Origin of the sequence: Streptomyces boluensis (assembly GCF_009908195.1) — a bacterium.
Classification (GTDB): domain Bacteria; phylum Actinomycetota; class Actinomycetes; order Streptomycetales; family Streptomycetaceae; genus Streptomyces; species Streptomyces boluensis.
Genome location: NZ_JAAAHS010000272.1, coordinates 1 through 10,555, shown reverse-complemented (window position 1 = coordinate 10,555; position 10,555 = coordinate 1). Strand labels below are relative to the sequence as shown.

At 71.4% G+C, this 10,555-nt stretch carries 7 protein-coding genes; 1 reads left to right on the top strand and 6 read right to left on the bottom strand.

From position 1 onward, the window contains the following. Positions 1-109 precede the first annotated feature (109 nt). The 5 genes from ffh to nsdA form a co-directional block, all read right to left on the bottom strand. On the bottom strand, positions 110-1,666 hold the full coding sequence (gene ffh, locus GUY60_RS26975) for a signal recognition particle protein (protein WP_161702356.1): 1,557 nt from the start codon (positions 1,664-1,666) through the stop codon (positions 110-112). 111 nt (positions 1,667-1,777) lie between these two features. Further along, positions 1,778-4,276: a [protein-PII] uridylyltransferase gene (locus GUY60_RS26970; protein WP_161702354.1), complete on the bottom strand. Its 2,499-nt coding sequence runs from the start codon at positions 4,274-4,276 to the stop codon at positions 1,778-1,780. A 26-nt stretch (positions 4,277-4,302) separates the two neighbouring features. Continuing rightward, the gene (locus tag GUY60_RS26965) at positions 4,303-4,641 is read right to left on the bottom strand and encodes a P-II family nitrogen regulator (RefSeq protein ID WP_058847462.1); all 339 of its coding nucleotides are present in this window, start codon (positions 4,639-4,641) and stop codon (positions 4,303-4,305) included. Continuing rightward, entirely contained in the window at positions 4,638-6,005 is a 1,368-nt protein-coding gene (locus tag GUY60_RS26960; protein ID WP_161702352.1) for an ammonium transporter, read from the bottom strand. The genes GUY60_RS26965 and GUY60_RS26960 overlap by 4 nt, the downstream gene beginning before the upstream one ends. A 319-nt stretch (positions 6,006-6,324) precedes the next feature. After that, on the bottom strand, positions 6,325-7,800 hold the full coding sequence (gene nsdA / locus GUY60_RS26955; protein ID WP_161702350.1) for a transcriptional repressor NsdA: 1,476 nt from the start codon (positions 7,798-7,800) through the stop codon (positions 6,325-6,327). 448 nt (positions 7,801-8,248) lie between these two features. On the opposite strand from nsdA, the gene GUY60_RS26950 reads away from it, so the two are divergent. After that, the gene (locus tag GUY60_RS26950; RefSeq protein WP_161702348.1) at positions 8,249-8,920 is read left to right on the top strand and encodes a bifunctional DNA primase/polymerase; all 672 of its coding nucleotides are present in this window, start codon (positions 8,249-8,251) and stop codon (positions 8,918-8,920) included. A 253-nt stretch (positions 8,921-9,173) separates the two neighbouring features. Here GUY60_RS26950 and ftsY read toward each other — a convergent pair whose 3' ends face one another. Further along, positions 9,174-10,400: a signal recognition particle-docking protein FtsY gene (gene ftsY, locus GUY60_RS26945; protein WP_161702346.1), complete on the bottom strand. Its 1,227-nt coding sequence runs from the start codon at positions 10,398-10,400 to the stop codon at positions 9,174-9,176. Positions 10,401-10,555 lie beyond the last annotated feature (155 nt).

Here is a 10,555-nt window from a genome sequence, read left to right as displayed (position 1 = left end):
GAATTTGGCTGATGCTTCAGCCAATTCAGCCCCTCCGGCGTTTGAGGTGGGGGCACCTCCCAGCGGTAGCTGGGGGAGGGGTCTGGGGCGGAGCCCCAGTTCGGGACCCCTAGCCCATGAACTTCTTGAACTCGTCGGGGAGTTCAAAGTCCTTGCCGTCCTGCCCGGCCGGCAGGCCGAACGCCCCGCCCGGCTGCTGCTGCGCCCCCTGCTCGCGCCGCGCCGCCGCATCCAGCTCCTCCTGCTTGCGCTTCATCGGGTTGCCCGACTTCCGCTTGCCCTTGGCCACCTTCTGCTTCTTCTTCTGCTTGCCGGCGCCGCCGCCCATGCCAGGCATGCCCGGCATCCCCGGCATGCCGCCGCCCTGCGCCATCTTCGACATCATCTTGCGGGCCTCGAAGAACCGCTCCACCAGGTTCTTCACCGCGCTGACCTCGACACCCGAACCGCGTGCGATACGGGCCCGGCGCGAGCCGTTGATGATCGTCGGCTCGGCGCGCTCGACGGGCGTCATCGACTTGATGATGGCGGCCGTACGGTCGACGTCACGCTCGTCGATGTTGTTGATCTGGTCCTTGATCTGGCCCATGCCGGGCATCATGCCGAGCAGCTTGGAGATGGAGCCCATCTTCCTGACCTGCTCCATCTGGGCCAGGAAGTCGTCGAGCGTGAACTCCTTGGGGCCCTTCTGGAGCTTGGCCGCCATCTTCTCGGCCTCGGCCTGGCTGAAGGTCTGCTCGGCCTTCTCGATCAGGGTGAGCATGTCGCCCATGCCGAGGATGCGGGACGCCATGCGGTCCGGGTGGAACGCGTCGAAGTCGTCCAGCTTCTCGCCGTTGGAGGCGAACATGATCTGCTTGCCGGTGACGTGCGCGATGGACAGCGCGGCACCACCACGGGCGTCGCCGTCGAGCTTGGAGAGCACCACGCCGTCGAAGCCGACGCCGTCGCGGAAGGCCTCCGCGGTGTTGACCGCGTCCTGACCGATCATCGCGTCGACGACGAAGAGGACCTCGTCGGGCTTGACCGCGTCGCGGATGTCCGCGGCCTGCTGCATCAGTTCCTGGTCGATACCGAGACGGCCCGCGGTGTCGACCACGACCACGTCGTGGACCTTCTGCTTCGCGTACTCGATGGAGTCCTGGGCGACCTTGACCGGGTCACCCACGCCGTTGCCCGGCTCCGGCGCGTAGATCGCGACGCCGGCGCGCTCGGCGACGACGCTCAGCTGGTTCACGGCGTTGGGGCGCTGGAGGTCACAGGCGACGAGCAGCGGCGAGTGGCCCTGGCTCTTGAGCCAGTGACCGAGCTTTCCGGCGAGCGTGGTCTTACCGGCGCCCTGGAGACCGGCGAGCATGATCACGGTCGGCGGGTTCTTCGCGAACCGCAGGCGGCGGGTCTCGCCGCCGAGGATGCCGACGAGCTCCTCGTTGACGATCTTGATGACCTGCTGGGCCGGGTTGAGGGCCTGCGAGACCTCGATGCCGGTGGCCCGCTCCTTGACCTGCTTGATGAACGCGCGCACGACGGGCAGCGCGACATCGGCCTCGAGGAGGGCGATACGGATCTCGCGTGCCGTGGCGTCGATGTCCGCTTCGGAGAGCCTGCCCTTGCCCCGGAGGGACTTGAAGGTGGCTGCGAGGCGATCGGAAAGGGTATCGAACACGGCGGCGTCGGTCCTCGGGGTCGGGAACAGTCTGGGCTGCCCTCCAGACTATCTGGCTAGGCAAACTGCTCGGGCGGCCGCGCTGTTCTTTCCCTGGGAATGAACACGCGCTCAGCCCCGCAACGCCACCTCGACCCCCCGCGCGACCTCCAGAGCGTCCCGCGCCGCCAGCGGCTCTCCTCCCGCGTCCGTGACGTAAAACGCATCCACCGCGTTCGACCCGAGCGTCGAAGCGTGCGCGCTGCGGACCCGTACGTCCGCGGCCTCCAGCGCGCGCCCGATGCGGTGCAGCAGACCCGGTGCGTCCTGGGCGCGGACCTCGATGACCGTGGCGAGCCGGGAGCCCGCCGCGGCGACCGTGACCCGCGCGGGCGGGGCGGGGGCGCCGCGTCGGCGCGGGTAGGCGGCGTCGCGCTCGGCGAGCCGGGCGGGGATGTCGAGGGTGCCGTCGAGCGCGCGGACCAGGTCGGCGCGGAGCCGGGTGGCCTGCGGCAGCGCGCCGAACTCGGTGGCGACCCGCCAGTCCAGGTGGAGCACGGCGCCGCCGGACGCCGCGGGCACCCCGTCGGGCAGGTCGTGTACGCGGACGTCGGCGGCCCGGACGGTGAGCCGGTGCAGGGCGAGCACCCCGGCGACGGCGGGCAGCACGCCCGGCTGGTCCGGTACGGCGATCTGCAGCTCCACGCCGAGGGGTTCGTCGGCGTCGGGGGCGGCGTGCTCGGTCTGGGCGCGCAGGGCGAGTACGGGGCCGCCGCTGCGGTAGGCCTCGATCGCGAGGCGTTCCTGCTCGGCGGTGGGGGGCGCGGCCTCGGGCTCCGGCGGCGGGTCCCCGGCGAGTACCGCGGCGGCCCGGCCGACGAGGTCGGCGACGAGGGAGCCGCGCCAGGCCGACCAGGCGGCGGGTCCGGTGGCGAGGGCGTCGGCCTCGGTGAGGGCGTGCAGGAGTTCAAGGGCGGAGGCGGAGCCGACGGCCTCGGCGACGGAGCTGACGGTCGCCGGGTCGTCCAGGTCGCGCCGGGTGGCGGTGTCGATGAGGAGCAGGTGGTGGCGGACGAGGCGGGCGAGCACTTCGACGTCGTCGGCGTCGAAGCCGATCCGGGCGGCGACGTCCTTGGCGATGACCTCGCCGGCCACGGAGTGGTCGCCGGGCCAGCCCTTGCCGATGTCGTGCAGCAGGGCGGCGACGAGCAGCAGGTCGGGCCGGTGGACGCGGCGGGTGAGCGCGGCGGCGCGGACGGCGGTCTCGACGAGGTGGCGGTCGACGGTCCAGGTGTGCACGGGGTTGCGCTGCGGGCGGCACCGTACCCGTTCCCAGTCGGGCAGGAGGCGGCTGATCAGGCCTTCGGCCTCCAGGGCCTCCCATACGTCGACGGTGGCGGGGCCCGCGCCGAGCAGGGTGACGAGTTGTTCGCGGGCCTCGGCGGGCCAGGGCGTGGGCAGCGGCGCGGTCGCGGCGGCGGTGGCGAGGCGGCGTACGGCGTGCGGGGAGAGCGGCAGGCCCGCCTGGGCGGCGGCCGCGGCGGCGCGGAGCGCGAGCACCGGGTCGCGGTCGGGCCGGGCGGCGCGGGCGAGGACGACCTCGCCGTCCTGCTCGACGACGCCTTCGGCGAGCGGCACGCGCTCGGGTACGGGTTTGCCGCCGCCCCCACCACGTCCGCCGAGCCCACCGCGCCCGCCGCGTCCGCCGAGCAGGGAGCGGAACCGGGGCCGTGCGGACCGGGCGCGGAGCACCCGCCCGACCTCGCGCCAGGTCACGTCGCTGGCGTACGCGAGGGTGCGGGCCGCCTCGTACACCTCGCGGAGCAGGGTGTCGGCGTCCAACAGGCCGAGTTCTTCGGCGACTTGGGTCTGTTCCTGGAGGGCGAGGCGGTCGGTGGCGCGGCCGGTGGTGAGGTGCAGGGCGTCGCGTACGTCGAGGAGGCGGCGGCGGGCCTCGGCGAGTCCGGCGCGGGGGGCGTCGGCGAGCCAGGAGGCGGCGACGGCGCGCAGGGCGGTGGCGTCGCGCAGGCCGCCGCGGGCTTCCTTGAGGTCGGGTTCGAGGAGGAACTGCAACTCGCCCTGGCGTTCGGCGCGTTCCTCGCAGAGTTCGCGGAGTTGCGGGAGGCGTGCGGGTGCCTGGTTGCGCCAGTCGGCGAGGATGGTGGTGCGCAGCGACGCGGTGAGGCCGAGGTCGCCCGCGACGTGCCGGGCGTCGAGGAGGCCGAGCTGCACCTTGAGGTCGTCGGCCGCGGTCTTGCGGGCCTCGGCGGGGGTGCGGACGGAGTGGTCGAGGGCGAGGCCGAGGTCCCAGACGGGGTACCAGAGGCGGTCGGCGAGGGCGGCGACGGTGCCCGGGTCCGCGCTGCCGTCGTGCAGCAGGAGCAGGTCGAGGTCGCTGCGCGGGGAGAGTTCGGCGCGCCCGTACCCGCCGACGGCGACGAGCGAGACCCCGCGCGCGCCTGCCGCGTCCCCGAAGAGTCCGGCCAGCCAGTGGTCGGTCAGCTCAGCGAGGGCGGCACGGCGCGGCGGCCCGGACCGCGCCTCCTCGTCCTGGAGGAGGCGCAGCCGGGCCGCCGCATAACCGCTGGGTCCGGAGTCTTCCGCTTCGGTCGGTACGTCCACGCTCGTCACCCAACAGCTCCTGGATCGGGGTTAGTTCAGAGGGCGTCGGGGCCGCGTTCGCCGGTGCGGACGCGTACGGCCGTGTCGACGGGGACGCTCCAGACCTTGCCGTCGCCGATCTTGCCGGTGCGGGCGGCCTTCACGACGACCTCGACGAGCTGCTCGGCGTCGTCGTCCTCGACCAGGACCTCGATGCGGATCTTGGGGACGAGGTCGACGGTGTACTCGGCGCCCCGGTACACCTCGGTGTGCCCGCGCTGGCGGCCGTAGCCGCTGGCCTCGGTGACCGTGAGTCCCTGGACCCCGAAGGCCTGCAGGGCCTCCTTGATCTCGTCGAGCCGGTGCGGCTTGACGACCGCCGTGATGAGCTTCATGCGTCCACCTTCTTGTTCTGCGCGGCCTCGGCCGTGGCCTCGGCACTCCTCGCGGGGGGTGCGGCCGATGCGGTACGGGGGAGGCTGCCGCCGCCCGCGCCGCTGAAGTCGTAGGCCGTCTCGGCGTGTTCGACCTGGTCGATGCCGGAGACCTCGTCGTCCTCGCTGACCCGCATCCCGATGGTCTTGTCGATGACGAGAGCGAGGATGGCAGAGACGATCAGGGAGTAGGCGAGGGTCACGAAGACTCCGAGTGCCTGCTTGCCGAGCTGCGAGGCGTCGCCGCCGTAGAGGAGTCCCTTGGCGTCGGACTGGACGCCGCCGGTGGCGAAGAAGCCGACGAGCAGCGAGCCCGCGATACCGCCGACGAGGTGCACGCCGACCACGTCGAGGGAGTCGTCGTAGCCGAACTTGAACTTGAGGCCGACGGCCATGGCGCACAGCACACCGGCGATGGCGCCGACGGCGATCGCGCCGAGCGGGGAGACGGCGCCGCCCGCCGGGGTGATGGCGACGAGACCCGCGACGGCGCCGGAGGCGGCCCCGAGGGTGGTGAACGCGCCGTGCCGGATCTTCTCGTAGGCGAGCCAGGCGAGCATGGCGGCGGCGGTGGCGACCTGGGTGTTGACGAACATGACGGCGCCGACGCCGTCGTTGTTGCCGAGCCAGGAGCCGGCGTTGAAGCCGAACCAGCCGAACCACAGGAGGCCGGCGCCGAGCATCACGAGCGGCAGGGAGTGCGGCCGCATCGGGTCCTTCTTGAAGCCGACGCGCTTGCCGATCACGAGGATCACACCGAGCGCCGCGGCGCCCGCGTTGATGTGTACGGCCGTACCGCCGGCGAAGTCGATGACGCCGAGCTCGAAGGCCCAGCCGCCCTCGCCCCACACCCAGTGCGCGACGGGGAAGTACACGACGCTCACCCAGAGCGCGACGAACAGCGCCCAGGCGGTGAACTTCACACGGTCGGCGAGGGCGCCGCTGATCAGCGCGGGCGTGATGACGGCGAACATCAGCTGGAACACGGCGAAGACATAGATCGGGATGTCGTACGTGCCCCACAGCTCGGTCTTGCCGATGCCGCTGAGGCCGACGAAGTCGCCGTTCCAGCCGATGAGCGAGCCCTTGTCGGTGCCGAAGGCGGCGCTGAAGCCGTAGAGCACCCAGAGGATCGTGACGATCCCCAGGCTGATGAAGCTCATCATCAGCATGTTGAGGGTGGACTTGACCCGGACCATGCCTCCGTAGAAGAAGGCCAGACCCGGAGTCATCAGCATCACCAGGGCGGAGCAGATGAGCATGAATCCGGTGTTGGCGGCAGAGAGCTGCGGGGCTTCTGCGGCAAGCGTGATGCCTGGGGGCATCGGCGTCTCCTCGTCGTGTGCGGCCCGTGCGGCCCGTGCGGGCGGAGCCTGTGCGGTCATGAGGGGTGGGCCGGTTATGAGCCACGAGATTGACGCAGCGCCGTTTCGGTCGATGCCCCTCGGTGTTTCGCCGCAGTGACGAAGAGGTCGTGCGTGTTACGCGTACATGAACTGCCCGGAGCGTGTGCGCGGGGGTTCCTAGGTACGAGAACCGGCCGCGGCGTCCATCCGGCTGACTGGCGGGGGAGCCGAGTCGGGCAGTTCGGGATGGACGGGCCGCGGCCGGGGTCCTGGGGTGCCGCCGCTCAGGGGGGCGGGGTCAGACCGCCTCCGCTGATTCGGGCAGATGGACGGCGAGCTGCTCGGTGAGGTCGATGACCTCGCTGACCTCGCCGAAGGTCCGCATCGCGGTGTCGACGGTCTTGCGGAGCCGGGTGTTGACCCGCTCGGAGCGCACCTTCCTGGCGATGCCGAGGGCCTCGTGCGCGCGGACGCAGCCCTGTTCCGGTTCCTTCTGCAGCAGGTGCACGGTGGCCATGCCGATGAGGTTCAGCGCGTACGACCGCTGGTGCTCGGCGTCCTTGCTGAACAGCTCGACGGCGCGTTCCATCACGGGCTGGGAGAGCGAGGCGTACGTGGGGCTGCGGCCCGCGACGTAGGCGAGGTCGCGGTACGAGTGGGCGTTCTCGCCGTTCAGCTCGGCCTCGGAGAAGAAGCGGATCCAGTCGGGCTCCCGCTCGTCGAACTCGACGGCGTCGGCGTAGGTGTCCTCGGCCATGCGCACGGCCCGCTTGGTCTTGCTGGGCTGGCCCATGTTGGCGTAGGCGCGGGCCTCCATCGCATACAGCATGGCCTGGGTGCGCGGGGTGGCGCAGTCCCGACTGCCGTACTGCGCGAGGTGGATGAGTTCGAGGGCGTCGTCGGGGCGGCCGAGGTGGATCATCTGGCGGCTCATCCCGGACAGGACGTACGAACCGAAGGGCTTGTCGCCCGCTTCCTTGGCGGCGTGCAGGGCGAGCACGAAGTACTTCTGCGCGGTGGGCTGGAGCCCCACGTCGTAACTCATCCACCCGGCCAGCTCGGCCAGTTCGGCGGCGATCTTGAACAGTCGGCGCATGGTCTCCGGCGGCTGCGGCTCCTGGAGCAGGTCGGTGACCTCGTGCAGCTGGCCGACGACGGCCTTGCGGCGCAGCCCGCCGCCGCACTGGGCGTCCCACTGCCGGAACATGGCGGTGGTCGACTCCAGGAGGTCGAGCTCCGGCTTGGAGAGGCGGTTGGCGCTGCGGATCGGGACGGCGCCCTCGGTGCGCTCCGGGAGCTGCCCGGGGGTGGGGACCAGCCAGCGCTGCATGGGCTCGATGAGGGCGGGTCCGGCGGCGAGGGCGAGCGAGGTGCCGAGGAAGCCGCGGCGGGCCAGCATCAGGTCGCTGCGTGAGAACTCGCTGATCATCTCGACGGTCTGGGTGCCCGTCCACGGCAGGTCGACGCCGGAGAGCGAGGCGGACTGGTGGGCCGAGCGCAGTCCGAGGTCCTCGACGGCGACGACAGAGCCGAAGCGCTCGGAGAAAAGCTCGGACAGGATCCGCGGGATGGGCTCGCGCGGCTGCTCGCCGTCGAGCCAGCGGCGTACCCGCGAAGTGTCGGTGGAGATGTGGTTCGCGCCCAACTGCCGGGCCCTGCGGTTCACTTGACGGGCGAGCTCACCCTTGGACCAACCACTGCGTACGAACCATGACGTCAGTTGCTCGTTGGGGCGCTTGTCAGCTTGCCCGCCGCTGCCGCCGGTGCCGCCCACTGGAACGCCCCCATCCCTCAAGCCACTTGCTGCGCTTCGTGCGCCAAGCCTTAACAGAATGCCGTCAGTTCAAGCCTGTCGTCGGCGTATTGTCACCCGTCGAACAAGCAATCGAGTTGCCTCCGGCATACCCGCGACCGCAAGCGGTCCCTGGGTTCGTGTACTGAAAGTAATCCTACGATCACCCTCCCGGCGAGGGCGTTCTCTGAATCGCCACCATTCGCCACCCCTTTGAATGAACTCAGCCACGGCTCCACACGATTGACTTGACACGGAACAGTCAGGAACGGGTGGAGCGGAGTACGCCGGGGCGCGTCGAGCCGCCCGCACCACCCCGCGATCCTCCTGAACGCCGCCCGATCGACCACCGGACGGCACAGGTGCGACACAGGGTCACGGTTCCACTCCGGTTCGTAACCAGCGACGCGTCGGACCCGTTGGAGGGGGCATGGGCTTCACGATCGGCAGCAGTCGGAGCATCCGCGAGATCCGTCCTGCGAAGGCGGCCGCACGGCGCCGCGGACGCACGTCCGACCGCACCTCGGTGGCCGAGTTCACCGGCCTCTGGGGCTGGGACGTGACCCCGGGCGCCCGCGCCGCCGAGGGCCGCTGCTCCTGCGGCGACCAGGCGTGCACCGCCCCCGGCGCGCACCCCCTGGACTTCGCCGCGGACGTACCGGCAGGCGCCACCCTCGACCAAGTCACCCGCGCCTGGGGCGAGTTCCCCGGTGCCGCGGTGCTGCTGCCGACCGGCCGCACCTTCGACGTACTGGACGTCGCCGAGTCCGCCGGGCGCCGCGCCCTGGTCCGGATGGAGCGCATGGGCATCCCGCTCGGCCCGGTGACCGCGACCCCCGAGGGCCGCGCCCAGTTCCTGGTCGCCCCGGGCGCCGCCGCCGAACTGCCCGAGCTGCTCTACCGGATGGGCTGGGACGACGCCGACCTGGACCTGCGCGGGCTCGGCCCCGGCGAACACATCACGGCCCCGCCGTCCGACCGCGCCGGCCTCGGCCCGGTCCGCTGGCTGCGCCCCCCGTCCCTCGACACAGCCACGAACCCGCCCCCGGCACGGCTCCTCCTCGGCACATTGGCTTACGTGAGCCACCGCTCGGGTCTGTAACCGCACGGCGCTCGTTCTTCCCCTACCCGCCCCTTCCCGAAGTCCTCGCCGGACGGGCCTCCTCAATCGCCGGAGGGGCTATCTATTAGCCCCTCCGGCGATTGAGGAGCGGGGGTCCGAGGGCGGAGCCCCCGTGGCCGTCCGCAGGACTTTCGGGAAGGGGCGGGGAGGGGAAAAAACAAGCCGGGCCCGGACAACCCAAGCTGTCCGAACCCGGCCGTACGCGTACGCACGCGCTACCCGAGAGCCACCCTCACTCCCCGATCAACGCATCCACAAACGCCTCAGGCTCGAACGGCGCCAGATCATCCGCCCCTTCACCGAGCCCGACAAGCTTGACCGGCACACCCAGCTCCCGCTGCACCGCGACGACGATGCCACCCTTCGCCGTACCGTCCAGCTTGGTCAGCACGATCCCGGTGATGTCGACGACCTCGGCGAAGACGCGGGCCTGCACCAGACCGTTCTGCCCGGTCGTGGCGTCCAGGACGAGCAGCACCTCGTCGACCGGGCCGTGCTTCTCCACGACGCGCTTGACCTTGCCGAGCTCGTCCATGAGGCCGGTCTTGGTGTGCAGGCGGCCCGCGGTGTCGATGAGCACCACGTCGACGCCCATCTCCTTGCCCTCCTTCACCGCGTCGAACGCGACGGAGGCGGGGTCACCGCCCTCGGGGCCCCGCACGGTGTAGGCGCCGACCCGCTCGCCCCAGGTCTGGAGCTGCTCGGTGGCGGCGGCGCGGAAGGTGTCGGCGGCGCCGAGGACGACGGTGCGGCCGTCGGCGACCAGGACGCGGGCGAGCTTGCCGGTGGTGGTGGTCTTGCCGGTGCCGTTGACACCGACCACCATCACGACGCCGGGGACGCCGCCGGCGACGTGCCCGGTCTCGGTCTTCACCTCACGGTCGAAGTCGGTGCCGACGAGGGTGAGCAGCTCCTCCTTCAGCAGGGCGCGCAGCTCGTCGGGGGTGCGGGTGCCGAGGACCTTGACGCGCTCACGGAGGCGCTCGACGAGCTCCTGGGTGGGGGCGACGCCGACGTCGGCGGTGAGGAGCGTGTCCTCGATCTCCTCCCAGGTGTCGTCGTCGAGGTGCTCACGGGAGAGCAGGGTGAGCAGGCCCTTGCCGAGCGAGTTCTGCGAGCGGGCGAGCCGGGCGCGCAGCCGGACCAGGCGGCCGGCGGTGGGCTCGGGCACCTCGATCTCGGGCGCCTCGGGAAGCTCTACGGCCTCCTCGACGGGGGCCTCGGGGGCGGGCGCCTCCGCCTTCGGGAGGTCGACCTCCTCGATGGTGCGACGGGGTTCTTCGCGCGGCTCCTCGGCCTCTTCGCCGACGTGCGGCTCAGCGGGGGGCGCGGTGATGGTCGGGGTGCTCGACGGGGCCGACGGGGGCAGCTGCTTCTTCTTGCGGCCGCTCACCACCAGTCCGCTGATCGCGCCGATCACGACTACGGCGATGACTACGGCAAGGATGAGGATGTCCATAACCCTGCCAGTATGCGGGAGAGCCCCGGTGGGTGTGCCGGAGCGGACACGGCCGTCTCGGACACGGCCACCTCGTGCGCGAGCGTGTACCACCCCGCGCTTCCCAGGCAAAGGACCTTGGACCCTATTTGCCATTTTTAGGGCGAACGTACGAT

What these genes read in the sequence shown, in the direction of transcription:
- ftsY (WP_161702346.1), bottom strand. Translation starts at nt 10,400, where the DNA reads ATGGACATCCTCATCCTTGCCGTAGTCATCGCCGTAGTCGTGATCGGC.
- GUY60_RS26950 (WP_161702348.1), top strand. Translation starts at nt 8,249, where the DNA reads ATGGGCTTCACGATCGGCAGCAGTCGGAGCATCCGCGAGATCCGTCCT.
- GUY60_RS26965 (WP_058847462.1), bottom strand. Translation starts at nt 4,641, where the DNA reads ATGAAGCTCATCACGGCGGTCGTCAAGCCGCACCGGCTCGACGAGATC.
- GUY60_RS26960 (WP_161702352.1), bottom strand. Translation starts at nt 6,005, where the DNA reads ATGCCCCCAGGCATCACGCTTGCCGCAGAAGCCCCGCAGCTCTCTGCC.